The 26,865-nt window shown below is 33.0% G+C and carries 21 protein-coding genes; 8 read left to right on the top strand and 13 right to left on the bottom strand.

Annotated elements, in window-relative coordinates:
• Positions 1–12 precede the first annotated feature (12 nt).
• The 9 genes from NHF47_RS00150 to NHF47_RS00190 all read right to left on the bottom strand — a co-directional run bounded on the left by NHF47_RS00150 (position 13) and on the right by NHF47_RS00190 (position 7,237).
• Positions 13–303, bottom strand: coding sequence for a PAAR domain-containing protein (locus NHF47_RS00150; RefSeq protein WP_252763015.1), 291 nt, complete (start codon positions 301–303; stop codon positions 13–15).
• A gap of 2 nt (positions 304–305) precedes the next feature.
• Positions 306–1,988: a phage baseplate assembly protein V gene (locus NHF47_RS00155; RefSeq protein ID WP_252763016.1), complete on the bottom strand. Its 1,683-nt coding sequence runs from the start codon at positions 1,986–1,988 to the stop codon at positions 306–308.
• 3 nt (positions 1,989–1,991) lie between these two features.
• Positions 1,992–2,765 (bottom strand): hypothetical protein, encoded by a 774-nt coding sequence (locus NHF47_RS00160; protein ID WP_252763017.1) that lies wholly within the window; start codon positions 2,763–2,765, stop codon positions 1,992–1,994.
• Complete coding sequence (locus NHF47_RS00165; RefSeq protein WP_252763018.1) at positions 2,762–2,938, bottom strand: DUF5908 family protein; 177 nt, start codon at positions 2,936–2,938, stop codon at positions 2,762–2,764. The genes NHF47_RS00160 and NHF47_RS00165 overlap by 4 nt, the downstream gene beginning before the upstream one ends.
• A 10-nt stretch (positions 2,939–2,948) precedes the next feature.
• Positions 2,949–3,407, bottom strand: coding sequence for a phage tail protein (locus NHF47_RS00170; RefSeq protein WP_252763019.1), 459 nt, complete (start codon positions 3,405–3,407; stop codon positions 2,949–2,951).
• 5 nt (positions 3,408–3,412) lie between these two features.
• On the bottom strand, positions 3,413–3,853 hold the full coding sequence (locus NHF47_RS00175) for a phage tail protein (protein ID WP_252763020.1): 441 nt from the start codon (positions 3,851–3,853) through the stop codon (positions 3,413–3,415).
• A gap of 31 nt (positions 3,854–3,884) precedes the next feature.
• Positions 3,885–5,801, bottom strand: a complete 1,917-nt coding sequence (locus NHF47_RS00180) for a phage tail sheath C-terminal domain-containing protein (protein WP_252763021.1) — start codon at positions 5,799–5,801, stop codon at positions 3,885–3,887.
• Between the two features lie 31 nt (positions 5,802–5,832).
• Positions 5,833–6,492, bottom strand: coding sequence for a Pvc16 family protein (locus NHF47_RS00185; protein ID WP_252763022.1), 660 nt, complete (start codon positions 6,490–6,492; stop codon positions 5,833–5,835).
• A 217-nt stretch (positions 6,493–6,709) separates the two neighbouring features.
• Positions 6,710–7,237, bottom strand: coding sequence for a hypothetical protein (locus NHF47_RS00190; RefSeq protein ID WP_252763023.1), 528 nt, complete (start codon positions 7,235–7,237; stop codon positions 6,710–6,712).
• 297 nt (positions 7,238–7,534) lie between these two features.
• Between NHF47_RS00190 and NHF47_RS00195 the strand changes: the two genes are divergently transcribed.
• The 3 genes from NHF47_RS00195 to NHF47_RS00205 are packed head-to-tail and all read left to right on the top strand — an operon-like array spanning position 7,535 to position 13,176.
• A complete protein-coding gene (locus NHF47_RS00195; protein WP_252763024.1) occupies positions 7,535–8,854 on the top strand; it encodes a hypothetical protein in 1,320 nt (439 codons plus the stop codon).
• Positions 8,854–11,358, top strand: a complete 2,505-nt coding sequence (locus tag NHF47_RS00200) for a sensor histidine kinase (RefSeq protein ID WP_252763025.1) — start codon at positions 8,854–8,856, stop codon at positions 11,356–11,358. Before NHF47_RS00195 ends, NHF47_RS00200 begins: the two co-directional genes overlap by 1 nt.
• A 3-nt stretch (positions 11,359–11,361) precedes the next feature.
• A complete protein-coding gene (locus tag NHF47_RS00205) occupies positions 11,362–13,176 on the top strand; it encodes a hypothetical protein (protein ID WP_252763026.1) in 1,815 nt (604 codons plus the stop codon).
• Between the two features lie 240 nt (positions 13,177–13,416).
• Here the strand turns inward: NHF47_RS00205 and NHF47_RS00210 are convergent, their stop codons facing one another.
• Positions 13,417–13,764: a hypothetical protein gene (locus NHF47_RS00210; protein WP_140998001.1), complete on the bottom strand. Its 348-nt coding sequence runs from the start codon at positions 13,762–13,764 to the stop codon at positions 13,417–13,419.
• Between the two features lie 584 nt (positions 13,765–14,348).
• Here NHF47_RS00210 and NHF47_RS00215 point away from each other — a divergent pair.
• From NHF47_RS00215 to NHF47_RS00225, 3 genes are all read left to right on the top strand, one after another.
• Positions 14,349–15,557, top strand: a complete 1,209-nt coding sequence (locus NHF47_RS00215) for a glycosyl hydrolase family 18 protein (protein WP_252763027.1) — start codon at positions 14,349–14,351, stop codon at positions 15,555–15,557.
• A gap of 458 nt (positions 15,558–16,015) precedes the next feature.
• Complete coding sequence (locus tag NHF47_RS00220; RefSeq protein WP_252763028.1) at positions 16,016–17,353, top strand: ammonium transporter; 1,338 nt, start codon at positions 16,016–16,018, stop codon at positions 17,351–17,353.
• Positions 17,354–17,535: 182 nt separating this feature from the next.
• Entirely contained in the window at positions 17,536–18,027 is a 492-nt protein-coding gene (locus tag NHF47_RS00225) for a nuclear transport factor 2 family protein (protein ID WP_252763029.1), read from the top strand.
• A gap of 68 nt (positions 18,028–18,095) precedes the next feature.
• Here NHF47_RS00225 and NHF47_RS00230 read toward each other — a convergent pair whose 3' ends face one another.
• On the bottom strand, positions 18,096–19,511 hold the full coding sequence (locus tag NHF47_RS00230) for a glycosyl hydrolase family 8 (RefSeq protein WP_252763030.1): 1,416 nt from the start codon (positions 19,509–19,511) through the stop codon (positions 18,096–18,098).
• Between the two features lie 100 nt (positions 19,512–19,611).
• On the bottom strand, positions 19,612–20,562 hold the full coding sequence (locus tag NHF47_RS00235) for an L-threonine 3-dehydrogenase (protein WP_252763031.1): 951 nt from the start codon (positions 20,560–20,562) through the stop codon (positions 19,612–19,614).
• A 153-nt stretch (positions 20,563–20,715) separates the two neighbouring features.
• On the opposite strand from NHF47_RS00235, the gene NHF47_RS00240 reads away from it, so the two are divergent.
• Positions 20,716–21,339 carry a hypothetical protein gene (locus NHF47_RS00240; RefSeq protein WP_252763032.1) on the top strand — a complete coding sequence of 208 codons (624 nt, stop codon included), beginning with the start codon at positions 20,716–20,718 and terminating at the stop codon, positions 21,337–21,339.
• 74 nt (positions 21,340–21,413) lie between these two features.
• The gene (gene mfd / locus NHF47_RS00245; protein WP_374670174.1) at positions 21,414–24,725 is read left to right on the top strand and encodes a transcription-repair coupling factor; all 3,312 of its coding nucleotides are present in this window, start codon (positions 21,414–21,416) and stop codon (positions 24,723–24,725) included.
• A gap of 900 nt (positions 24,726–25,625) precedes the next feature.
• On the opposite strand, the gene NHF47_RS00250 is transcribed toward mfd, so the two are convergent.
• The gene (locus NHF47_RS00250) at positions 25,626–26,858 is read right to left on the bottom strand and encodes an ABC transporter permease (protein WP_252766042.1); all 1,233 of its coding nucleotides are present in this window, start codon (positions 26,856–26,858) and stop codon (positions 25,626–25,628) included.
• Positions 26,859–26,865: the final 7 nt, after the last annotated feature.

Here is a 26,865-nt window from a genome sequence, read left to right on the forward strand (position 1 = left end):
TTCACTATTATTTTATCCACCAATCATTACTTGAGGACAACCTCCAGTAACGACACCTCCATGAGCGGTAGAATCGCCCATTCTAACAGCCGGACTTCCAGCAATAAATACGGAAGAAGAACCTGCTGCTAAGGAATCTGGTGGTCCCGTACACACACAACTATCTCCTACAACAGAAGCTGGTAATCCACCTATAAACACCGTAGAATTACTTCCTTGTAATAAAGGTCCGCCCACATGAGGCACAGTTCCTGTTGTCATTGGACAAGTATGCATATCGGTAATTCTTGCTGCTGCTCCCATTGTTAATTTAAATTAATCATAGCTCCTTTTAAAACCATATTACCACTTCCTTCTGCATTGACATTCACCCCTTCTATCTTGATGTTTCCAGTAGCTTTTACATTAAAATCTTTACAACTTTCAATCGTAATGCCTTGATCATTCATGGTAATTTTATTACTATTTTCATCTTCAATGACAAACCCCTTTAAATCATCACTAATTTTCAAGGAATTGCCATTTTTGGTAACTAATTCAATGGTATTGGTTTCATCATCTAATACAATTTTATTTTCTTCTTTAGTGACGAATCCTTTTTTATAATTGTCCTCAGTAATTGGAAAAGGCATCGGTTTATTACTACTGTAAACACTTCCCAGAATAATCGGTGTATCTGGATTATTATTCAAACAACCCACAATAACCTCATCATTTACATTTGGAATAAAATAACTGCCCATATTGCTAGAGGCACTCATAGTCGCTAATCTTGCCCAAACGCCTTCACCGCTTTCAGAAATTTGTGGCAATCGTACTTTTATGCGAAACTGATTGTTCGGATCTTCTACAATTTTGGTCACAATACCTATTTGTAAACCATTAATACTATTGGATTGTCCAATTTCTGCATGCGTATTATTAACTCCAGTAGTCGTACTTTGAGTAAAAGTTCTTTCGCTTTCTAATCCATAACTATACTCTGTGCGCCAACAACCATTTTCAATCGTATGTTCTTCTTGCGTAATCAATAAAACTTGATTATCGATTTCAGGATTTACTTTATTGAAACTGATGTAATCTCCCGCTTTGGCAATAAGATTTCCAAAAGTGGTTACCTTACCCATGATAGAAGCAATATTACTTTTCGCAATAATGGTATCTGCAATTCGTTGTAATGTTCCTTCTTGTAAAACCGTTTCACTTAAACGTACAGTATGCGTGTTTTCAGAAGTACTTTGAGAAGCACTAACGCGAGCGGTTTCTTGATTTTCCACATCCCATCTTTCAATAGTCACTTCCGATTTTCTTCTTTCTGCATCCAATCTACCTGTAAATCCAAAAACATTGATTCCATTTTCAGCCATATAAATTGGATCTGATGGCGGACTCAAAATATCAATTCCTGTAAAATCGGCATTGCGCAAGGCTACCATCATTCCAATAGAATCTAAAAACCCAATCAAATAATCCCATGGCACCGTTGAGGTGTTGTGTGTAATTTGTTCTTGTCCCCAATCTTGTCCTAATAAATTATCACTTACCGTTAAATCGCTTGTAAACAAAGTGAGTTTATCCTCAAAGGTTTGATTGTTGTTTTCAGGTTCTGTAGAAGATTGAGACAAACGTAAAGCAATATCTTTACATTCTATTTTAGCTACAATTTGATTGTTTTCATATTGCTTATCTAACGATTTTACTATCCCTTTAAATAAGGTTTTTGATTCATTTTCAAAACTTACTTTTACTTCAATTTCCAACGGAGATTCATCAGGGTTTCGAGTTAACACATCTAAAGGCAGTTCCTCGTCTTCTTCCAAATTTTCTTGGGAACCAATGAAAGTAAACTTAGCAAAGGGAATTTTATTCAATTCAAAATGCACCTTCGCTTCAGTCATAAGACTATCCAAACCTGTATTTTCATTATTAATTAAAAATTCAAGTTTTAAGAGGGTTTCTGAAGGAAAAAATGGGTTGACCGTTGGCATAATTTATTTCTTAATGGGTGGAAATTGTATTTTTTGTCCGATAGGTACTTGTCTAAAACTCAACAATTTGTTGTTCTTTGCCACATCTATGTAATAGCTATTGTTTTGATAAATGGATTCAGATAATAAGGTGAGTTTATCATTCATTTTCATCACTCGTTCATGTGTTAAATCGGGTGAGTTTTTATTTTCTTTGGCTACCATCAATTTATAATCGACTGTTCCTTTAAAAACACATTTTACTTTGGCACGAATAGGACGACCGTCTTTCCTGAACAACGTGTAATCGATGTCCATACTTTTGAGACGACAACTCAAACTGTAACCACCCCAAAGCAACCTTAAATAAGCCGTTTGATGGGTTTCACCATCGTAACCCATGAGTAAGTTTTTAAACTCTTCCACTTCTTTTTCTACCGTTTCCACTTCACCAAAAGGATTTACGATAGCTGGTTTTAAAGCATTAGCAATATCACCCACCGCATCTAAAAGAGAGGCTTCTCCATTGCCATCTTTAATTTTACCTGGTGGAACAATTCCTGAACTATCAAAAAAGAATTCAAAGTTGACCTCTTCACCTTCAATTCGATTGAAGCGCAAATCTGTTCCAGAAGTACCCATGGCTTGTCCTTCACAAAAATCAACGGTGTGACGCATAGAGTATTTCTCTGGATTTAACTGCACGAAAATGGTCTTTTTAGGAGGCTCCACATACTCTTTGGTAGGAAAAACCTCTATTCGCATTTTATCTATTATCCCTAAAAGTCCTTGTATCATCTTTCTGATCTTTCTTTAATTTTCTCCAATACTTTAGAAGTACATTCTTTCACTATAGCCGATTTCATTTCTTGCCATTTCTGACTGTTCATCTTCTGTTCGGAAGCAAAAGAATGCACCTCATTTTCTACAACCGTCACTTTAATACGTAACTCTTTGATTTCTATAGCCATTTATTATCAATTAAAAGTTAGGAATGGGTAATTCTTTATAAAAATTATAGCGAAGTGTTATCGTTTCTATCACTATTTTATTTTCTTCTGCATTCAAATCGCTAAATTCATAACTTACTGGAATAGCGTGTGATACATACCAAACTTTTATTGGATTTCCATTCTCATTTAATAGAGAAACCACTAAATTTGCGGGATAAAAGATAAAATCTTCCAAAGCTTGATTGCACCACATCGACAATCCTGATAAATCAGACGTTAATCCTCTTTTTAATACCAAATCTTGATATCCTGAACGTACTGGGAAAGTATGCTTGAATTTATTCTGGCCTCCTTCTGTATAGGATTCCGTTTCCATAGTAACTTTTAATCCATTAACACTTTGAAATTTAGTATCAATTGAAAATTGAGGAACTAATTCAAAAATGACAGAAAAGTGAAAACCTACTATGGGATCGTTACTTGGCATATTCCTTACGATTTATATTCTACAGTAAATCCATGATTGGCAACCTCAACCGTATCGATGGCAGCTTCATTGGCATCCGACTTCAAATCGGTACATTTTAAAGAAACAATAAAGCAATCCTTAACCGTCCAAACCACTCTTGGTTCTTGATTTTCATCTAGTAAAGAAATCGTAATGGTTCTTTTTTCTACGGTATTTTGTGCCACCGTATTGTACCAATCATAAAATTCATTATCACCCAAAAACACGCCTCTTTTTAAAGTGATGTTGCTTAGTTTTTGTAAGCCTGGCATTTTCTCTTTGAAAAAATTAGGACTCGATCCCACACGGTGTTCAATAACATCCATTTCTTTGTTCAAGCCTGAAACTTCTGTAAAGGCTATTTTGCTACCACCCCAAACTACGCTGAAGTGAAACTTTGGTAACGGAAAATCTGTATTAGGCATATCGCTATGTTTTTAATTATTATTTATTTCGTTATGATTTTTGTTGCATTTGTTTGAATTCAAGAATGATGAATTCTGCTGGTCTTGAAGGAGCATAACCGATTTTTACAATCATTCTTCCTTCTAAAATATCTTGAGCTGACATGGTTTCATTTAACCCAACAGAAACAAAAAAGGCATGTTCCGCTTTCCCACCGGCTAAAGCACCATCTTTCCATAATGTAGTTAAATAATTATCTATCATTCCTTTAACACTCACCCAGGTTAAGGCAACATTCGGTTCAAAAACAAATTGCATACACGCTTTTTTAACCGATTCTTCAATCATGTTTGCCAATCTTCTTACGTTAACATAACGCCAATCGTTAGAATTACCTGCCAAAGTGCGACCTCCCCAAACTAAGAATCCTTTCCCTGTGAATTTGCGAATCGCATTAATCGATTTACCCGTTTCATGAATATTCATGTCTTGTTGTTCGGCATCATTTACATCATCCGTTAAACCAATAATTCCATTAACACTCACATTTGCTGGTGATTTCCAAACACCTCTTGTATTATCGGTTTGTGCATAAATTCCAACCACAGCCCCAGAAGCAGGAACGGTATTCATGGATTGTGATAATTTGGCAACAATAGCCTCATAAAATGGAATTTGAGAAACCAAATTGTTTTCTTCAAAAAGTAGGAAATCGTCCATACTTTGCAACACATTATTCGTTGCATTGATAATAGCCGCGTTTAATTTTTGGATAGCCAATTGTATTTTTCCAAAATCTGGCTCATCGTGAGCAGGAATAGGTCCGTCTGCAGGAACTGCTACTTTAATTAAATCGGTATATGGGTTTGGAGCCGATTCTGTATACGCAGAAATATTTCCCCAAACGCTTTTAAAAGCTGTATCGTTATCTAAAGCGGATAAATCATCTACATCGGTAGTTCCATCTGCCTTTTTCAGTACTTCATAGGCCTTTTTAAAGTCTACCAACTCTTGTGCATATTTCTTTAAGAAATTGGTCACTAAATCTTGGGCTACTGCTGGTAATTTTGTACTGGTTAAGGTAGGTGCTACTGGTTTTCCAATGGTTTTTAATAAGGTCCAACATACATCTGTAGCCGTTTTCAATTTGGCATGTGTATCAATTGGAACCACAACTTCAGTAGGTGTCCAAGCCGATTGTAAGGCAGCCACATCAGTTGCGATTTTCTCAAACTCTTCAATATTGTTTTTTACCGTGGTATTGGTTGAAAAAATCCCTTTAAAATTCACTTTTCCAGGAGTTATCCCATTGATATCACTAAAACGATACGTATACGGGAAAGCACTTTTTACATACGGATAGTAAGCAGCACCATATTTTAGATTTTGGTTCCCCACACGATCTCTAAAAGTAGCGCTGTCGGTAACTAAATCGCTTTCTTGTTTTACATCCATAACGGTAAAGCGATCCATTAAATCCGCACATTGCAATAAAGCTTGTTGTTGTACTAACCCTAATTTTTCCGCAGTTAAATTAATCGCATCTGGAAATAATAATAAGGTAGGTTCGTCAAACTTTCTCAATAAATTCAATCCGGTTACAAAATCAGCATCACTCGTTACGGCTGCCGAATAATCACCAATAGAAACGATATAGCAAACGCCACCACCATTGCTATAAAACAAACGCAAACTATTGTATAATTTAAATTTACTTTCTTCAACACTACAATTGTCAGTGGGCATTAAATTACCGTCTAACTCAACCGTTATGGCTTTAGGAGCAGGAGCTCCACCAAAAGTTTGTTCAAACTCCATAAAGGAAGTAATTCGAGTAGGAACCGCAGGTCCTTTTTCGGTATATCCTACAAAAGCGGGAACAGCAGTTGCAACTTGCGCAACCGAAGGAGGAAATGCATCAATTTCATTGATATACACTCCCGGTGTTTTAAGAGAACTTACATTCATGACATTTTTATTTATTGTTTATATTGTCTTTTTAACTTTCAAATTCGTTCGACTCTAGGAGTCCTATTGGGTTATGCGGATTGTTTTCCCAAAGCGCAATACCAATCTTTTTCACCACTCTTTCACTTACCGTTGGCGTATTTTGGATGGTACACAATCTCATTTTATATAAGGCAGAAGGCATGTATTTAGATCCCAAATACGACCACATTTGGTTCAATTGTTCCATAGATAAACTCACAAACTCCATGGTTACTTTTTCATAGTCTTCTTTTTCTACTTCTGTTTTTGCCAAGAAAGTAGCGTAGTCAATCATTTCTGTATGATCATTTTTGTAAAAGAAAGATTTGTTCAATTGAAAATAATAGATGATGTTTTTCAGCTTATCAATTCCATCTAAGTATTTAGACAAATCCTTATTATAGGAACTGAATAGGATGGAAATAATTAAATGTTGCGTAGGTTGTGTATAGCGCGAAATGGAGGTTTCATCCACACTATTCTTCAGATAAACCGATTGATTTTTTTGGGTTTTATCCTCTTCAATATTTACGATAGATAAAACAATGGGAGACTTCGATTCCAAAAAATCATCACCATCATTTAAAGTGGCAATGTTGGTAATGTCGATAACGGTTTGAGTAGGATCAATTAATTTACTTAATTGCTCAATTACAACTTTTAAGTCCATGTTTGTTTTGTTTTTTTGGTATCCTATTTCTTATGAACCGCCAAGTACTGAAATAGAATACACAAAGTAACCAACAAATAATCAAACGCTTACAAGGACTTACACTAAATTTATAAGGGGATTTTTCCTGTTTAAAAAAGGGGATTTTTCCTGTAGGTATTACAACACAAAAAGGAGTGCATGATACACTCCTTTTTGTATTGAATTATTACATCGCTTAGTTACGTACCGGATGTAAAAACAAGGCTCCTGCTGCTAAAATCGCGGCTGGTCCACCTGGAACTGCTGCCAATAAAGCCGCCCATTGTACCCAAGTAATCGGCCAATGCACACCGTTTCCATTATTTGTTATTTTAATTTGCGCAATTTTTAACGCTACAACAGCCGCAATACCTGCTCCAATTACCGTTGCAATACCACCTGTAACTACACCCGCTGCACCTAAAGCAGACGCAATAAGTCCACCCACTGCACCGGTTCCTGTTATACCAGAAATGATATCTTCTGTCAGTTTGTTGTTCATTACGATATCCACGCCCCACCAATGCACGCTTGCCGATATTTGTTCGGAAGTACCACTAGCGGCTCTGCGCATCATAGGTGCTTCGTCATAAGCAAGTGAAGGTTCGGCCACAGCAATTCCCATTTCTTTTAAGGTTGCCAACTGACTGTCTAAAGTGGCTTTAAAATCTTTTTTACTTTGTTCAAATTGTTCTTCAATAATTTTTGGATCTGTTGTACTCATGATGTTATTTGTTTTAGTTGAATTATTCCTCACACTTAGTATCCTTCGAAGTTTTTTAAATGTGATTACAAAGCTAAAAGGACAACTCTAAAAAAAGTAACGTTCCTCTACCCCAAAAAGAAATGGGGTACTAGTACGGTGGGTGTAGGTAGTTTTGCGTGGAAGGTGGAAATACATTTAGTAAATTAATTCATTTATAGATTGGTTTATAAAATGATTTTTAAGTTTATATAATATTAATTTGAATACTATAAAATTTGTATTTTTGATAAAAATTTAATTATTTTAAAACTTATCATGATTATTGAAAATACAATTGAAGAAACTTTAGCTGCAATTGATAAAGAGATACTTAACGGAGAAAATCACGATAAAAGAGAGTTCGTAAGAAAAATTCTTAACTATCCTGCCATGATGGTACCTTCTGTACAAGAGTCTATAATTAAAGCAATGATTAAATTTTTGCCTGAAAACCGTTCTTTAATTGACCCTTTCATGGGAGCTGCAAATAGTCTTGTTGCAGGAATGAAATATGGATTTAATGTGTACGGACAAGATATAAATCCTCTATCTATATTGATAAGCCAAGTTAAAACGGCTGATTACAATATCCAAGAATTAAATGATGCGCTTACTAGAATAAAACTATTTATCGAAAATGATAATGGCAATGCAGTTGACATTAATTTCAATAATATAACGAAGTGGTTCAAACTTGAAGTTCAACAAGATCTATCAAAATTGAGAAGAGCTATTTTATCTGAAAAAGATTTATACATTAGAAAGTTTTTTTGGGTTGCATTAGCAGAAGTAGTTAGAAATTGCAGCAATGACAGAACATCAACTTTCAAAATGCACATCAGAACAAGTGAAGAAATTCAAAACAGAAAAATTTTTCCATTAATAACTTTTCTAAATTTATCTAAAAAAAGCATTGCTGATATTGAAGATTTTAGAAATTCGCTTGAAAAAGAAAATCTTTTAGAGAATGGCAAATACATCAGAACTTCTGAAGTAAAATGGGGTAACTCAATGCACAAAGTTTTAACTGATAAAAAGTTTCAATTGCTTCTTACATCGCCACCATATGGAGATAATCATACAACTGTAACCTATGGTCAGTTTTCATATTTACCTTTACAATGGATTCCTGTAAATGAAATTGATGAAACGATAACTTTAGATTATTTAAAAGTGATTAATGAAATTGATTCTAACAGTTTAGGTGGTAAAAATTTAGTTTCATCTAAAGAGTTAGAAGATAAATTATTTCCAAAATCCACAACGTTAAAAGAATATTTTAATTTTCTTAATCCGGATGAAAGAAATAAAGCAAAAAAAGTGCTGAACTTTATTAATGATTTAAATATAACAATAGATAATGTATTAGATAAAATGGATGTTAACTCTCATCATGTATGGACTATTGGGAACAGAAATGTAAATAATAAGGAAGTTAAAAATGATAAAATACTTATTGAACTGTTAGAAAGTAAAGGATTGTTTTTAGTAACAGATTTAGCTAGGGATATTCTTAGTAAAAGAATGCCTGGCAGAAATAACTTTTCAGACACCATGAGTAAAGAAAAGATTTTAATATTCAAGAAACCGTTTTAATGGGATATAATAAAGAAGAAAATATTGAGGGGAATAAATACCGATTTGATATAACTCCACATATTGTAAAACAACTTGGAGAACAACTAGTTCCTGATGAAATTACTGCTTTATTAGAGTTAATAAAAAACTCATATGATGCAGATGCTAGTTATGTTACTATTGAAATAAATACAACTGGTCAATATCTAAAAGAAGATTTAGCTTATCCAAATCACAATGGGTTTATTGTAGTCGAAGATGACGGATTTGGTATGAGTGAAAATACAATTTTAAAATCGTGGCTTGTAATCTCATATTCTGGAAAAAGAGAATTTAAAGAAAAAGGAAGTAAAACTCCTGAAGGTAGAACGCCTTTAGGAGATAAAGGTTTAGGAAGATTAAGCACACAAAGATTAGCAAGTATTTGCGAAATATTTACTAATGAAAATTCTAAAACTGGAACTCATTTAGCTTTCGACTGGAAAGATTTTGAAACAGAAGAACGTCTTAGTCATGTAAAAATACAATCTGATACTTTTAATCCCAAAAAGCCAAATGGTACAAAATTAATTCTAAGCAATATCAAATACTCTGAGGCATGGAATGGACCAAACCTAGAAAAATTTAAAGGACAAGTATCTCAACTAATATCACCTTATAAAGAGAATAGACCATTTGAAGTATACATTTCGGTCAATGGTATTAGTATAGATTTAGAAAAATCTAATGAGCAATTAAGAGATTTAGCCACCTCAAGATTTAAGTTTAAATTTGATGGAAAAAATCTAATAATAGAAGGCAAATCTAAATTATCAAAGTTTAGAGGTAATAAAAAAGAGGAGTTCTTTAAGTTTTTGGCACATGACAATGGAAAAAAATTTGGAGAATTTTTGAAAGTAAAATTTCCTGAATATAAACTATCAACAGATAAAGACTATTTTTTAGAATTTGAGCAATCATTTTCTTTTGAATTAGACATTCCACGTTTACAGACTATTGTTGTTCAAGATAATAATAGAGACAAGACAATCAAAGCTAATCCAGGACCTTTTGAAGGCATCATTGATGAATTCAATTTTGATACTTGGATGAGTGAAAACGAAGAAGTAAAAGATATTTTTGGACAGCTATCTAATTATAGATCTTTTGCGCAAAATCAATCTGGTATAAAAATTTTCCGAAATGGTTTTGCAGTTTTACCATATGGTATTGACGGACAAGATTGGTTAAAACTATCCGAATCTCAAACTAAAACTACGTTTTACGACATTAGACCTTCAAACGTTATAGGTTATTTTGCTATAGATGAATCCGAAAATAGAAACTTAAAAGAGAAAACTGATAGACAAGGTTTTATATCAAACCCATATTCAACAAATTTTTACTCGTTAGCATATTTCATTAGAGATAAAATAAATGAATATCAAAGAAGTATCCGAAGAAGATATGATGATTTTTTAAAAGAATACGCTACAGAAAACACTGGTATACAAACAGTAACTCAATCATTTAATGAATTAAACAGTATAAGTACTTCATCAGATGCAGTTATAAACCAAGTCGCTACAACACAAATAGTTTTAAATGAAACCGTAAGCGAACAAGAAGTTATAGTCGATGAAGTAGAAAACAATCCTTTATTTTCTTCAGATGAAAATAAAAAAGAATACGAAAAAGCGAAAAAGCTCCTTGAAAGACTTAAAAAAGTACAGGAAGTTTTTGAAAAATTTGAAAAAATAGTTGAAAAAACAAAAAATCTAAAGGATATAATAAATATTCTTGAACCAAAAATTAGAATATTAGAAGAACAACTAGATGATTTTTCCGAATTAGCAAGTCTAGGTTTGACTGCTGAATCAGTCAGTCATGAATTTGCCTCAATTGCTGAAAGGTTATCTGAAAAAGCTGCTTATTATTCAAATAAATTAAAAAGCAAACAACTAACAGATTCCGATATTTATGTATTAATGGAATACATTAACTCAACAGTTAATGGTCTCAAAATTCAATTAAAACATTTAGACCCAGCATTAAAATATAATAAAGAGAAAAGAAATAGTATTTCCTTATCAAATTTATTTCTTGAGGAAAAAGAATATTATTCAAATAGGTTTAAGAAGAACGAAATAGATTTTTCTATTAAAACAATTAATAATTTTTCAATAAAAATTAATAAAGGTAAATTCATTCAAATAGTTGATAATCTTTTAAATAATTCAGAATTCTGGTTGATTGAAAAAAAACAAAATGAGCCTAATTTTAAACCTGAAATCTCAATTACAATAGATAGTCCTTGGGTTTATATTTCAGATAATGGTTATGGCATAACACCTTCTATTGAAAATCAAATTTTCGAGCCTTTTGTTACGACAAAACCAAAAGGAAAAGGTAGAGGTTTAGGACTATTTATTGTTCAGCAACTTCTCGATTCATCAGGATGTTCAATTACATTAGAGCCTGAAAAAAATAAATTGAACAGAAAATACATATTTGCTATTAACCTATCAAATATTATTGAATAAATTATGAATGATAAAACACTACATAATAGCCAAAATCTAACGGATATAATTAATCCAATTGAAACAGATAATTCTTCACAAAAGAAGACTGCAACAGATTCTATCGAGAGTTTTATGCAATCTGAAAATATTTCCCTAATATGCTATATCGATGACAGAGCAGATATCGATTCCTCAAAACCAAACTTTACAGGAAGTATAAATTCAATTTATGATGAGGAAGATAAACCACAAGAGTTAAATTTTATTGATTGGACAATAAAGCCAAAACAAAGATTTGAACAATATATTTCTGATTTATGGGACAAAAGTTCTGAACCTGAAAAAAAAGATTATTTTCATAGGCTATCAATTTATAATAATGATTCTAACACAATTCCTGCATTAGAAATAGAAGAACTTCTTAAAGAAAAAATTAGATTATTTAGTCCAAAAGAATGGATTGCAGATGATTATAAAATTTTCAAAGAATTAGAAGAAGGGAATAAGCTACTATGTTTATTCGATATAGAATTTACCAATGGAGCAAAATTAGAAGACGGTAGAGATGGATTAGATTTAGCAAAGCATTTATTGGATAGTGAACATAATTCAAAATGTATTTGTGGTGTGTTTTCTCATCTTTTTTCGATTGAAGAAGAAGACGATAAAAGACAAGAATACATTACAACAAAAGGATTGCCTGAAAAGCAGTTTTATACTATTTCAAAAAATAGATTTGCTTTTGACCCTAAGATTTCTGCTTTTGCTGAAGGTATAAAAAACTTAATATTACTTCCATATGTTGAAGATTTAAAACAAAAATCAATTGAATCATTCAAAGCTTCATTAACTCAAGCAATCGATAAGATTTCAAAAGTTTCCCCTAAAACTTTTAATCAAATTATTCAAAAATCTTCATTAAAAGAAGGAATTTGGGAGATTAACACTTTGTTTAGACTGTTTAATATTATTTTAAAAGAGGAGAATTTAAATAATATTTCAATTGAAGCCAATAGAGCGTCCTTTACTGATGGGATTAAAAAAATTAGGTCTGTTGATGCAATTGAAACTGGTTACAACAATTTAGAAATTAATCAGCAATTATTTGATTTAAGAAAAAGTGAATTATACTTAAATAGAAATATTTTAAATCCTTTACATTTTCCAGTAAGTAATGGAGATATATTTTCTATTAACAACAAAGAATACATTTTACTTGTTCAGCCTTGCAATCTAGCAATTAGAGCAAAATATCCTTTAGAAGGAAAAAGAGCTTATGATTATAAAAAAGCAGTTTTAGTTCCAATACGTGAAGGAGATATTAGCAAACTGAACTCTGTTACAAATGTTAAAATCGAATCACCAGGCTTGACTGGAAAAATTAAATACGTAGATTTTTCAAATTTCAAAATTGCTTCTCTTGACTTAATTGATTTAGTTGTTTTTAATGAAACAGGAGAAGCTGTAATTGATATGAAAATTGAAAATTACAAAAATGAGTTAATCCATTTCCCATGGTTAAAAAGATATACTTATATACATAAAGAATTCCAAAAGTTTGAAAAAGGGCTAATTAATTTTAATAACTTAAAAGCAACTCATACTATACCAAACAATAGCAATGATTATAATTCATTAAAGACTTTTATATATGCACCTGAATGTTTAAAAGATTTAAAAATTAATGGACCTGATATTTATGATTTTGGAACAAAAATATTCAAGTTTAAATTAAAAAGAGTTTCTCATTATAAATCGCCATATTCTGATGACTTATTACAGCAGTTTATGCAATACCTTTCACGAAATGCATTTGAACATGATTTCACAAACTAGGAAATATGAAAAACTTTACTGAAAATGAAATAGGAATAATTTTAGAATCATTAAATTATTATAAAAGAAATATTCAAGAATTAGAGATTCATCCATAATCTGAATTTAAAATAAAATATTTAAATGAGGTTGAGGATTTAATTAAAAAAATAAAAGAGCTTAAAGAATAACATATATAACCATTCACAAAAAAACCACCAAGCTTACACCTGATGGCTTTTAAATCCAATTTTTCATGCGTTACTTTTTAGAAGTCGGTTTTCTGCGTTCACTTTTTCTCTTTCCACCAGCCATTTCATATTCAGAACTGTTTTTACCAAACTTAGTGGCTACTCCTGTTAAAATGCGTTCGTTCCAGTCTTTTAATACTGCAATTTGTGCGATACAATCATTATACAAATTGTCAATGGTACTCAAGGCCGTGTTGTAAGCACTTAATTTGCTAGACATCGCATTAAGTTCGGTTTCATAATTAGGAACCGTAATACCATTTCCTAAATCTAAAGAAGCATCAATACTTCTTACTGCTGATAATCGAGTAATTCCCTTCTCAAGGTCTAAAACTCGCGCTAATTTTCTACGTGACATCTTTTAAAGTTTTAAATTCAACATTTGGTTTTTTACTTACTTTACGCAATCCAATTGCTGTGCCAAAAAAATCATTTTAACAAACATTTATGTATTAAAATTAAAACTTGTCTTTTTGCTTATTATCAATTCGATTCATATTAAACCAAATCTAATTCGCATTAAACCAAACTTAATTTGTATTAAACAAAACTTAATTCACATTAAACCAAACTTAATTTGTATTAAACAAAACTTAATTCACATTAAACCAAACTTAATTTGTATTAAACAAAACTTGATTCACATTAAACCAAACTTAATTCGCATTAAACAAAACTTAATTCATAATAAACCGAATTTGATTTGGTTTAAACCGAACTTAATTTGTAGAAAACAAAACTTAATATACTTTCAACCCAATTAAGTAACGAATACCTATCTTTCCTTTCACCCTTCAAAAACTGCTGTTCGTTTATCAAAAATAGCCATTCGTTTAAAATATTTTTTTAATCCCTACATTCTGTTTATGTTTGAAGCAACAAACATAGTAATGCTTACTACTCACAAACAAAACAAACATGCTGACAACTACAATTATTTTTTTGAAAAAAAGAGCCGCTTTGCTATTCCTTTTAGGAAGCTCTTTACTAACGGCTCAAACGACTCGCGTGATTGGCTACGTACCCGATTATCGCTTGTATGCGGTTAACCAAATCGATTTTACGAAAATCACTCATGTGAACTATTCTTTTGGAAATCCCGATGCTTATGGAAATTTGGTGGTAACCGATATTACACCTCTAAAAAATGCCATCGCTTCCTCTAATCCAAGTATCCAAATCTTACTGTCTATTGGTGGTGGTGTGGTGAATGTGACCAACTGGAATGCGGTCTTGGCTTCTTCTAGTTCGCGTGCGTCATTTATTACGCAATTGGTGAATTATACGGTAACCAATAATATCGCAGGTATCGATGTGGATTTGGAATGGGATTTTGCAGCGAACAACAATTACAGTCCGTTCGTACTAGAATTAAAAGCAGCTCTAGATGCTGAAAACAAATTAATGACAGCTGCTTTACCGGGTGGCACGCTATTTAGTGTAATTACACCGCAAGCTTTGGCTGCTTTCGATTTTATCAATATCATGGCGTATGATTATACGGGTCCTTGGCAACCGAGCAATCCAGGCCAACACAGTTCGTATGCACAAGCGCAAAGTGCGATTACTTTTTGGAAATCATATGTTACAGCTGACAAACTGAATTTAGGGGTGCCTTTTTACAGTCACTCTTTTATAAATTCCACTACGGCAGGACCGGATAGAAATTACAGCGAAATTGTGGCTGCCAATCCTGCCAATGCCGATGTGGACCAAATTGGTAACGATCCAAATGGCTATAACGAATATTATAACGGTCGTCCTACGATGGCTGACAAGGTAACGCTTGCTTATAACGAAGGTTTAGGCGGTATGATGATTTGGGAACTGGGTCAAGATGCATTCAATCAGTATTCGTTACTAACAACTATTGCCAATACTGTATCGACTTTAAAAACCACTTCTTTTGAGTCTTTAGCGTATACGTTGTATCCAAATCCTACTCAAGATAATGTTACGATTGCAATGACAACTACTCAAAGAATCGAACAGGTTGCCATCTATGATGTTTTAGGCAAAAAACTACAAGAAATACGTGTACCTCAGGAAAGTCAGACGGTATTGAATTTAGCAAGTTATACCAAAGGGATGTATCTCGCGAAAATTACAGCTGATGGCCAACAAACCACGGTTAAAATAATCAAGCAATAAAAGATTTTGAAACCATTATTTACATTCCTAGAATAGAACAAATTTTAGTTAGGAAATAATTCCGTCATTACGAGTGCTAGTATCCCTTAATTTTAGGGATACTAGCGTATCGAGAAAAGGAATATTTCAACCCACAATACAACTCCTATTTTTTAAATTTTAATTTGTGAAAACATCCCTAGTATCCCTTCGATGCTTTGGGATGTTTTTTTGTACCAATGGCTCACAAATAGAAACAATAACGTATTGAAGTTTAAGGGCTTATTTTGATAAAACTACTTTTTCAACAGAAAGTAAGGTTTTCAAAATGAGGATTTCTCAAAATAAAGACTTTATTTTATTAAAACAATAATTATTTAAAATAGTCGTCTTTTTTTAAAGGGTATCGTTTCTTTAAAATGAGTATTTTTATATTTTTACTACTCAAAAAATAGGGTTAACTATCAAATAACATAAAAATGACACTAGAAAAACGCTGGATTGCCTCTTTTGTAATTATTGTACTTATTGCACTGACTTCTTTATTTTGGTCACACCAACCAGCAGCTGTTTCCAATCAATTCTTAGACACAACTGCTATTAATTTTGCCGACGTGGCTTGGTTATTAACCGCTTCTTGTTTGGTACTATTAATGACACCCGGACTTTCCTTTTTTTATGGTGGTATGGTGGGGAGAAAAAATGTGATTTCGACCATGTTGAAAAGCTTTATTTGTTTAGGCGTAATTAGCTTGCTTTGGGTAACTGTTGGTTTTAGTTTGTCATTTGGAGATAGTATCGGAATTACAATTGGAGACCAAACCTATGGTATCATTGGGAATCCCTTGGATTTTTTATTTTTTGACCAAGTGGAAGTACTACCGCATTCAAGTTTAGGAGCGAGTATTCCTTTTATTTTATTTGCCTTGTTCCAAATGAAGTTTGCCGTTATTACACCTGCAATTATTACAGGTGCTTTAGCAGAACGTATCCGTTTTATCTCTTTTTTATTATTCATTTGTTTGTTTACTTTAATCATCTATGCTCCCCTGTGTCATATGATTTGGCATCCGAATGGTTTATTGGGTAGTTTTTTTGGTGTTAAAGATTTTGCTGGTGGAACGGTGGTGCACATGAGTGCGGGTTTTGCCGCTTTAGCGGGAGTAATTGTTTTAGGAAAACGCAAAAACAACGAACATATTCCTACCAATATTCCTTTTGTAGTTTTAGGTACTGGATTGCTTTGGTTTGGTTGGTTTGGTTTTAATGCGGGTTCGGCTTTAGCTGCTAATGGTACAGCTGCCATGGCTTTTGCAACCACTACTATTGCTTCTGCCTCAGCTATGATTACTTGGATCTTTTTTGATCGCATCAACGGAAGAAAAGTATCTGCATTAGGAGCTTGTATTGGAGCCGTGGTAGGTTTAGTAGTCATCACCCCCGCTGCAGGTTTTGTGACCATTCCAGAAAGTATTTTCTTTGGTTTTATAGGTGCTATTGTATCCAATAAAATGGTGTATTGGAAACGTCTAAAAGAAATTGACGATACTCTAGATGTATTTGCTTGTCATGGTGTAGGTGGTATTATGGGAATGATTTTAACCGCTATTTTTGCACATGGCGAAGATGCCAGTTTACTACATGGCGGTTGGGGTGTTTTTGCACATCATATGACTGCTTTACTTTTGGTTTCTATTTTTACTTTTGGAGGCGCGTATTTGTTGTTTAAATTTACCAATGCGATTATTCCTTTAAGAGTTACAGAAGAATCAGAAGAAATAGGATTAGACCAATCCCAACATGGTGAAAAATTCTAAGGGACAGCTAAAAAAAGATTGGTTTATAAAAAGCTACTAAGCCGTATCAAAGCCTTATTAAAGCCATATTAAAGTCGAGTACAACATAAGGAACCATTTTTAGAAGGAAAAGTAACTGTAAAATAAGAGATGGATAACTGCCTTCTTTTTACTATTTTTATAGCACAAAACCATACATCCTTATGAAAAAAATACTCCTACTTCTTTGCTTTACCTCTTTTGTAGTGGCTCAACATCAGGAAAAAGAAAAAGCAACGATACATGCTTTATTAGATGCTTGGCATCAAGCTGCAGCGAAAGCGCAATTTGACGCTTACTTCAATGCTATGGCTGATGAATCCATTTTCATTGGAACCGATGCTACCGAGAATTGGGACAAAAAAGAATTTATCGCTTTTGCAAAACCCTATTTCGATAAAGGAAAAGCGTGGAGTTTTACACCATTGGAAAGACATATTTTTGTTTCGAAAGATGGTAAAACGGCTTGGTTTGACGAATTATTAAATACCCAAATGAAAATTTGTAGAGGAAGTGGTGTTTTGGTTAAAGAAGGTAAAGCTTGGAAAATCAAACATTATGTCTTGTCTATGACTGTTCCAAACGACCAAGTGGATGCAGCTATAAAAATTAAAGCACCCATAGAGGATGCTTTAATAGACGGTTATACTAAGTAATTTTGAGATGAGGATTATAACAGGTCCCTCTTCCTGCTCGAGTGTCCTTTGTAAATAAGGATGTATTTTTAATGCAGGACCATCTTTTTAAAGATTGGTTGTCCTTGCTGTGTTATTTTCATACAATAAACGCCTTGCGCTTGCTGACTCATATCTACGAGATTGTTGCCTATTTGGATTGGTGTTTCTAAAACAATTTTTCCTTGCATATTGGTAATCGTAACTTGAGTCGTTTCTGTTGCAACTACGGTAAAAATTCCATGCGAAGGATTTGGATATACCACAACCTCATTCGTATTCGTAGTAAAAGTTGTATTTGAAAGTGTCGCATTAGCAGGCAAATAAAAGTTACCCGTTAACAGGAATTGGTACAAGGTTTTTAACGTTTGATTGAAATATGCGTTGGGTTCATTTAAATTCTTCAAATCGGTATACGAAGCATCTAAGTGCGCTTGGTCTTCTCCAGCCATAGCCGCACAAGCAAAAGCACCCACAAAAGTAGCATTGTGATATTGTCCTGTAACGGTTCCATTTTGATTGTAGCCGTCTTTAATATTAGCCGTTCCTCCCAAAGTTACGCGTACAAAATCGGAACATTTTTTAGCATATACTTTCCCAGAAGTATCACCATACCATAAATAATCCACCGCAATACGCCAAGGCGTTCTAGCAGCATCATAATAATAAGTATGCCCTTGCGCATGATAGCCATTACTTTGAGCAGAATAGGCTCCAGAAGCGGCACACCAATCGGAAACCAAACCTCCAACTGCATTATTTTGAGTTAAATTGGCATTGATAACGGCATACGCATTGGATACCACTGCATTCCAAAAAGCAGTATCATTGGTAAACGCACCAAAAGCTTTGTAATAAGCCGGTGCAAAATAAGAAGGATTGGTAAGCGAACTCCCACCAAACATGTCCCCTGGTTTTAAAACATAGGTATTGGCTTCAATTTCATGCGCTTTTATAGCTGCAATTAAAGCTTCCGCATCGCTTCGATAATTAATTGTTCCAAGACTTCCCCATTGGTAATCGGCAACAATAAGTGCCATAGCAGCATCTAATTCTGCATCGGTTGCTCCATTTTGTCCAAGTGTTGCAACAGAACAACCTTGAATCTTCCAATTCATAACGCCATTCGAATTCCTATTGTCTTTGTAATAATTCCACAACCCATCAAAAGTAGCTTGATCGGCTTTATAAGCTGTTAGTAACATGCCGTAGCCTATTCCTTCCGAAACCGTTTCATTCGGATTATCAAATCGCACTCTGTAACGCCCATTGGAACAAGACTCGATAAAGTTGGTTTTCCAAGTCGTATAACTACTGCTTGCATCCGCATCATTTTTATTGGTTGGCATTAAACCATTAGAAAAAGTAAGATTAGCAGGAAAAGGTTGGGTTTGGGCTGTAACCCAATACATAGAAAGAAGCATTGCAAACGCAAAGAAGCGCTTCCATAGTAAAGGTGGTTTCATGTTGTTTGTTTTTTTGTTTGTTTGTTTGTTTGTTTTCTGATAGCTAAACTATAAAAGTAGGTGTTTAGTATGCACAACAACCAAAAAAACAATAATTTAACTAATAAACATTTTTTGTAAGCATTTCTAACATTTCCACCGTCATGTTCTCCATGTCGTAATCATTCTTCCATCCCCAATCTTCTCTAGCTCTTGTATCATCAATACTTTCTGGCCAGCTATCCGCGATTTTCTGTCTAAAATCGGGTGCATAATCGATGGTGAAATTTGGATAATGTTTTTTGATTTCAGCTGCAATTTCTTTGGGAGTAAAGCTCATGGCAGCTAAGTTATAAGAAGAACGAATTTTTATTTGTTCGCTTGGTGCCTGCATAATACTGATGGTTGCTTTAATAGCATCGTCCATGTACATCATTGGCAAGCCTGTATTTTCGGAAAGGAAACTGGTAAACTTGCCTTCTGTAATGGCTTTGTGGTAAATATCAACCGCATAATCGGTGGTTCCTCCACCCGGTTCTGTACTCCAACTAATTAAACCTGGATAACGAATACTTCTTACATCTACACCATATTGGTTATGGTAGTATTCACACCATCTTTCCCCTGTTTGTTTTGAAATACCATATACTGTTGTCGGTTCCATAATAGTATATTGCGGTGTGTTTTTAGCAGGAGTTGTAGGTCCAAAAACGGCAATACTAGAAGGCCAAAATATCTTTTTGATTTTTCCAGCTTTTGCTAAGTTGAGCACATGAAACAACGAATTCATATTTAAGTCCCAAGCAAATGCAGGATTTTTTTCGGCAGTTGCAGAAAGTAATGCTGCCATTAAATACACATCGGTTATTTTATATTTCTCAATTAAATGTTCAATTTGATTGTAATCTAAAGCATTTACTACTTCAAACAAACCATTGTTCACTACCTCATTCTCTAATTTTCGAATATCTGATGCCACAACATTGTCCACCCCATAAGTAGCTCTTAATTTTGCAGTAAGTTCTGTGCCAATTTGTCCACAAGCACCAATGATTAAAATTTTTGTATCCATGCTTTAAATGAAATTTGAGAACAAATATAAGGTTTTCGTAAGGACGACGTATTCATTTTTGAGAAATTATTTAGCAGTGAAATGTTAAGAAAATACCTAAATAAATCCAAGTTTGAACAAACATTAGTATTTTTGCTTTAATTACAAATGAAAATGAAATACCTAGTTGCACTTATCTTATCTCTAAGTTTACTTTCCTGCGATGATTTTTCAAAACAAAACGAAGAATCTTTAAAATTAGCAGAAAAAAAAGAAGCTGTTTTTGAAACGATTTCTAAAAAATGGCAATTTGTTTTTCCAGAACCTAGACCAGAAGTAAACAAAACCATTGACGGATGGAAACATTGGGAACAGTTTAAAAGAGAACTTCAAGAAAAACCTAAAACTTCGTTGTTAGCGTTTCAGTTAAAAGCAAAAAATGTTTCCAAAAGAGCCGATAGTTTAAGCACTACTGTCCCTGAAACTTTCGATATTCCTCAAGTGAGAAGTCGATTGGTAACTTTAAATACAAAGATTAAATCATTAGACACTTATATTCATCTTGATGAAATTCCAGAAAAAAAAGTAGTGACTCTAATTGATGAAATTAATGAAGAAATAAAAGGGGTTTACACCCAATGGGATGAAGTCTTTATTAAAAAAGCAATTCCTAAAGAAGTAGGAGAAGACGATATGATTCGTGCTTTGGATACCACCCGTTTAGCCAATAAAAAATTTCAAGAAGAAATTATTGAAAACGATAAAAATAAAGCAACTGATACCATAACTAAAGAATAATCTTTTAATTTAAAACAAACTGATTCATCTTGAAAGCTTCTGAAATAATCCAAAAATATGAGAGACTTCCTAAAATTTCTCAAATTTCTGAATCTATTACCCATCACTCTAAGATACATGTTACAGGACTTATAGGCTCTTCCTTTTCTTTTGTAATTGACGCCTTGTTTAAAAAATCAGAAGTGCCTTTTTTACTCCTTTTTAATGATAAAGAAGAAGCTGCGTATTATTTAAATGACTTAGAGCATTTAATTAATGATCAAGATGTATTATTCTACCCTGGTTCCTATAGAAGACCCTATCAGATAGAAGAAACCGATAATGCAAACATTCTTTTAAGAGCGGAAGTTTTAAACCGAATTAACTCTCGTAAAAAACCGGCCCTTATTGTTTCGTATGTAGATGCTATTTTTGAAAAAGTGGTTACGCGAAGAGAACTTGAAAAAAACACTTTAAAACTTAGTGTTAACGATAAAGTTTCTATCGATTTCATCAATGAAACCCTCTTTGAATATAATTTTAAACGCGTAGATTTTGTAACCGAACCTGGAGAATTTTCAGTTCGTGGAGGAATCGTCGACGTATTTTCATTCTCTAACGATCATCCGTATCGAATAGAATTTTTTGGTAATGAAGTAGACAGCATTCGAAGTTTTGATGTGGAAACCCAATTATCAGTAGAAAAACTAAAAAAAATTAGTATCATTCCCAATGTTGAGAATAAATTATTACAAGAAAGTAGAGAAAGCTTTTTAGAATATATTAATGAAAAAACCGTTCTGTTTATTCAAAACACCGAACTATTAGGCCAACAATTGAATAAATTGTTTGACAAAGCAAGTGAAGCTTTTGATAAATTATCAAGCGATATTAAACACGCTACCCCTGAAGAATTGTTTGTAAATGAAAAACAGTTTTTACATAAAGCATTGGACTTCTCAATAGTGGAGCTTCATTCGAAACCCTTGTTTAAAACTTCGAAGACTTTTGAATTTCATATTCAACCCCAACCCTCATTCAACAAACAGTTTGATTTATTATTACATAATCTAAGTGATAATCACGCGCATCATATTGCCAACTATTTGTTTTGTGCCAATGAAAATCAAGCCAACCGTTTTCATGATATTTTTGAAGATATTGATTCTGAACATCATGAAGCGACTCGAAAACAATATAAAACAGTTGTTTTCCCTTTATACCAAGGATTTATTGATGAAGAGTTACAAATTGCTTGTTATACCGATCATCAAATTTTTGAACGTTATCATAAGTTCAACATTAAAAACGGCTATTCTAAAAAGCAAACCATTACGCTTAAAGAATTAACCTCATTATCAGTAGGTGATTATGTAACACATATTGATCATGGAATTGGAAAATTTGGTGGCTTACAAAAAATTGATGTTGAAGGCAAAAAACAAGAAGCTATAAAGTTAGTGTATGCTGATAATGATATTGTTTATGTGAGTATCCACTCCCTGCATAAAATTTCAAAATACAACGGTAAAGATGGCGCACCACCCAAAATTTACAAATTAGGGAGCAATGCTTGGAAAGCTTTAAAACAAAAAACTAAAGCAAGAGTCAAACATATTGCCTTTAATTTAATTCAGTTATATGCGAAAAGAAAACTAGAAAAAGGTTATGCCTTTGCACCCGATAGTTATTTACAAAAAGAGTTAGAAAGCTCTTTTATATATGAAGATACACCCGATCAGGTAACCGCTACCAATGATGTAAAAATGGACATGGAAAGCGACAAACCTATGGATCGTTTGGTTTGTGGTGATGTTGGTTTTGGTAAAACAGAAGTTGCTATTAGAGCTGCATTTAAAGCAGTGGACAATAGTAAGCAAGTGGCCGTTCTTGTTCCCACTACTATTTTAGCCTATCAACATTTTCGAACTTTTTCTGAACGTTTAAAAGATTTACCCGTAAAAGTAGGGTATCTTAACCGTTTTAGAACTGCCAAACAAAAAGCAGAAACCTTAAAAGAATTAGAAGAAGGCACTTTAGATATTCTTATTGGTACGCATCAATTGGTCAATAAAAATGTAAAATTTAAAGATTTAGGTTTATTGATTATTGATGAAGAACAAAAATTTGGTGTAAACGTAAAGGACAAATTAAAAACCATTTCTGAAACAGTAGATACGTTAACCTTAACAGCAACGCCAATTCCAAGAACTTTGCAGTTTTCTTTGATGGCTGCTCGAGACTTATCCGTTATTACAACACCGCCACCCAATCGATATCCAATTGAAACACAGGTTGTTTCTTTTAACGAAGAAGTAATTCGTGATGGGATTTCTTATGAAATTGAGCGAGGCGGACAAGTATTTTTCATCAATAATCGGATAGAAAACATCAAAGAAGTGGCTGGAATGATTCAGCGTTTGGTTCCAGGAGCCAAAGTAGGTATTGGTCATGGTCAAATGGATGGTAAAAAACTGGAAGAGTTAATGCTTTCCTTTATGGAAGGTGAATTTGATGTTTTAGTTGCCACCACTATTATTGAAAGTGGTTTAGATGTACCCAACGCCAATACGATTTTCATTAATAATGCCAACAATTTTGGTTTATCGGACTTACATCAAATGAGAGGTCGCGTAGGAAGAAGTAATAAAAAAGCCTTTTGTTATTTCATCACACCACCTTATTCAGCCATGACCGATGATGCTAGAAAACGAATCCAAGCTTTAGAACAATTCAGTGAGTTAGGAAGTGGTTTTAATATTGCTATGAAAGATTTAGAAATTAGAGGTGCTGGTGATTTATTAGGCGGTGAACAAAGTGGTTTTATCAATGAAATAGGATTTGACACCTATCAGAAAATCATGAACGAAGCCATAGAAGAATTAAAAGAAAATGAATTTGCGGAATTATATCCAGAAGATAATGATGTAGAGACGAAAGAATATGTAAAAGACATTCAAATTGATACTGATTTTGAGATTCTTTTTCCCGATGAATATATCAATAACATTACAGAACGTTTGAATTTGTATAATGAATTAAACCTTATAAAAGACGAGGCTAATTTAGTTTTGTTCGAACAAAAGTTAATAGATCGTTTTGGTCCTTTACCGAAACCCGCTGTAGCTTTACTAAACAGTGTGCGGTTGAAATGGAAAGCTACTGCTATGGGAATTGAAAAAGTAGTGATAAAACAAGGAAAAATGATTGGTTATTTTATTGGTGACCAACAAAGTAATTTTTATCAGAGTAATCGTTTTATGAAAGTACTGCAATATGTACAACAAAATGGGAATATTTGCAAAATGAAGGAAAAACAAACCAAGAGTGGTTTACGATTATTACTGACTTTTGAAAATGTAAAAACCATTACACGTGCGTTAGAACTATTGAATGGAATTTCTTAATGTTTCTAACGATTTTTATTAGAATAGAAACTTTATAAAATGCAAAAAGCCGAAGTCTATGAGCTTCGGCTTTTCAAACTTTTTCTCGAGTAGAAAAAATTACTGCTATTAACCATTACAAATATACAACTATCGTTTGTTAAAATGATTACAACTTTTTTACCAATTATGTTAAAATTTACATATTTTACCATAAAAAAAGGTCGGAATGAGATAGAACCGACCTTTTAATTTTTACCCTTTTCCTTAATTTGGAAATTTACTGCTATTAACTAACATCAAATATACGTTTGAATCTTGTTAAGTTGGATACAATATTTTTGCCTTTCTTGTTAAAGTTTATGCTTCACTTTTGAGCATAAAAAAAGGCCGAAAAAATGAGAAATTCGGCCTTTAAAATTTTTACCCTTTCCTTAATTTGGAAAATTTACTGCTATTAACTGTTTCAAATATACGCTTGAATTTTGTTAACTTGGATATAAGATTTCTGCCTTTCTTGTTAAAATTTACAAATAAGCAAATACAAACTTTTAAACATAAAAAAACCCGAAGTGAACCTTCGGGTTTAAACTTTTTCTCGAGTACAATCCTAACCTTTTCTTAACTATTTTTTTATCTTTTTTTCTTCGCACTGATTACAAGATACTTACAAAACAAAAAAAAAACAACTTGTATAACTCCTATCACAAAAACAAATGCTTTTTTGAAGAATTCTAGAAAACTATTCTAAACATACTATATATATAAGGTAAAAAGAAAAATAACTCCTAAATAACAAAAAACCTCTAATAGCCCCGATTGTAGTGGCATCCTTTTTATTTTTTTCCCCTAAAAAATAAAAAGATAGAACGAAAAGCGGGAACAGATAGCTTGATACTACTAAACCTCTGCTCCTAATTATTAATCGAAACGAATGGCTTTAACTGGAGTTATTCTTGTTATGATATAAGAAGGTATGATTAAAATTAATAAACAGATGAGTATGGTTCCTAAATTAATGAATACTATATATAGTATATTAATATCCACTGGTGCTTCACTCACGTAATAATTTTCAGGATCTAGTTTTATCAAACCAAAATATTTCTGCAACAAAAGTAACACTAGAGCAATGGCATTACCCCACAATAAACCTCTCGCAATTAGATGTCCTGCATTGTAAACAAATATTTTTCGAACATTCCAATTACTGGCTCCTACTGCTTTGAGAATCCCTATCATTTGTGTTCGTTCTAAAATAAGCACTAATAGCGCAACTATCATATTAATAGTGGAAACCAAAATCATTACAACCAAAATAACAATAATATTAAAATCGAAGAGTTTTAACCATTCAAAGATACTGTAATACTTATCTAATATAGTAACGCTATTATAGGTAGGTGGTATTTCTTTATAAATCTCTTGTCCTTTTTGTTCGATCTGGGAAAAATCGTTTAAAAAAACTTCAAAAGACCCCACCTCATCCTCATTCCACTTGTTAATTTTTTGAATATGCCTGAGGTCACCTATCATGAAGTTAGCATCAAACTCTTGGAAACCTGAATTAAATATCCCTACAATTTTAAAACTTCTTAGATTATAGCCTTGATTATCTGGCTTTATAAAATAAGTTCTACAAACGTCATGCAATTTTAAATTCAATCTTTTTGCTAAATACTGCGAAATAACTACATCATCAGTTAACTTATCTGTAATAGTAGGCAATTCTCCTTCCACTAAATATTCAGCAATATTATTCCATTTATAATCCACACCCACCCCTTTAAAGATAATACCCTCAACAGTCACTTCGGTACGTATCATTGCTGCTTTTGCAGCTACTGCCTGAATATGCTCGATACCAGAAACAGAAGAAAATGTAGGATAAAAATCTTGTTTAATCGAAATTGGCACCGTACTTACCTGAGACTGATTATCGTCGTAATTAGAAATAACCACATGTCCATTGAAAGCAGATACCTTATCTCTTATCTTCTTTTGCAAACCAATTCCAGTTGCCACCGAAATAATCATCATTACTACTCCAATAGCAATTGCAGTAATTGCAATTTTAATAATTGGAGAAGAAACACTACTTTTATCCTTTTTAGTGGTAACAAGTCTTTTGGCTATAAAATATTCTAAATTCAATCTGTTT

It is taken from the genome of Flavobacterium sp. NRK F7, from assembly GCF_024054195.1.
In the GTDB taxonomy this organism is placed as follows: Bacteria; Bacteroidota; Bacteroidia; order Flavobacteriales; family Flavobacteriaceae; genus Flavobacterium.

What these genes read in the sequence shown, in the direction of transcription:
- NHF47_RS00240 (WP_252763032.1), top strand. Translation starts at nt 20,716, where the DNA reads ATGAAATACCTAGTTGCACTTATCTTATCTCTAAGTTTACTTTCCTGC.
- NHF47_RS00170 (WP_252763019.1), bottom strand. Translation starts at nt 3,407, where the DNA reads ATGCCAAGTAACGATCCCATAGTAGGTTTTCACTTTTCTGTCATTTTT.
- NHF47_RS00210 (WP_140998001.1), bottom strand. Translation starts at nt 13,764, where the DNA reads ATGTCACGTAGAAAATTAGCGCGAGTTTTAGACCTTGAGAAGGGAATT.
- NHF47_RS00165 (WP_252763018.1), bottom strand. Translation starts at nt 2,938, where the DNA reads ATGGCTATAGAAATCAAAGAGTTACGTATTAAAGTGACGGTTGTAGAA.
- NHF47_RS00175 (WP_252763020.1), bottom strand. Translation starts at nt 3,853, where the DNA reads ATGCCTAATACAGATTTTCCGTTACCAAAGTTTCACTTCAGCGTAGTT.
- NHF47_RS00155 (WP_252763016.1), bottom strand. Translation starts at nt 1,988, where the DNA reads ATGCCAACGGTCAACCCATTTTTTCCTTCAGAAACCCTCTTAAAACTT.
- NHF47_RS00195 (WP_252763024.1), top strand. Translation starts at nt 7,535, where the DNA reads ATGATTATTGAAAATACAATTGAAGAAACTTTAGCTGCAATTGATAAA.
- NHF47_RS00235 (WP_252763031.1), bottom strand. Translation starts at nt 20,562, where the DNA reads ATGGATACAAAAATTTTAATCATTGGTGCTTGTGGACAAATTGGCACA.
- NHF47_RS00220 (WP_252763028.1), top strand. Translation starts at nt 16,016, where the DNA reads ATGACACTAGAAAAACGCTGGATTGCCTCTTTTGTAATTATTGTACTT.
- NHF47_RS00150 (WP_252763015.1), bottom strand. Translation starts at nt 303, where the DNA reads ATGGGAGCAGCAGCAAGAATTACCGATATGCATACTTGTCCAATGACA.
- NHF47_RS00160 (WP_252763017.1), bottom strand. Translation starts at nt 2,765, where the DNA reads ATGATACAAGGACTTTTAGGGATAATAGATAAAATGCGAATAGAGGTT.
- NHF47_RS00200 (WP_252763025.1), top strand. Translation starts at nt 8,854, where the DNA reads ATGGGATATAATAAAGAAGAAAATATTGAGGGGAATAAATACCGATTT.
- NHF47_RS00205 (WP_252763026.1), top strand. Translation starts at nt 11,362, where the DNA reads ATGAATGATAAAACACTACATAATAGCCAAAATCTAACGGATATAATT.
- NHF47_RS00225 (WP_252763029.1), top strand. Translation starts at nt 17,536, where the DNA reads ATGAAAAAAATACTCCTACTTCTTTGCTTTACCTCTTTTGTAGTGGCT.
- NHF47_RS00230 (WP_252763030.1), bottom strand. Translation starts at nt 19,511, where the DNA reads ATGAAACCACCTTTACTATGGAAGCGCTTCTTTGCGTTTGCAATGCTT.
- NHF47_RS00185 (WP_252763022.1), bottom strand. Translation starts at nt 6,492, where the DNA reads ATGGACTTAAAAGTTGTAATTGAGCAATTAAGTAAATTAATTGATCCT.
- NHF47_RS00190 (WP_252763023.1), bottom strand. Translation starts at nt 7,237, where the DNA reads ATGAGTACAACAGATCCAAAAATTATTGAAGAACAATTTGAACAAAGT.
- NHF47_RS00180 (WP_252763021.1), bottom strand. Translation starts at nt 5,801, where the DNA reads ATGAATGTAAGTTCTCTTAAAACACCGGGAGTGTATATCAATGAAATT.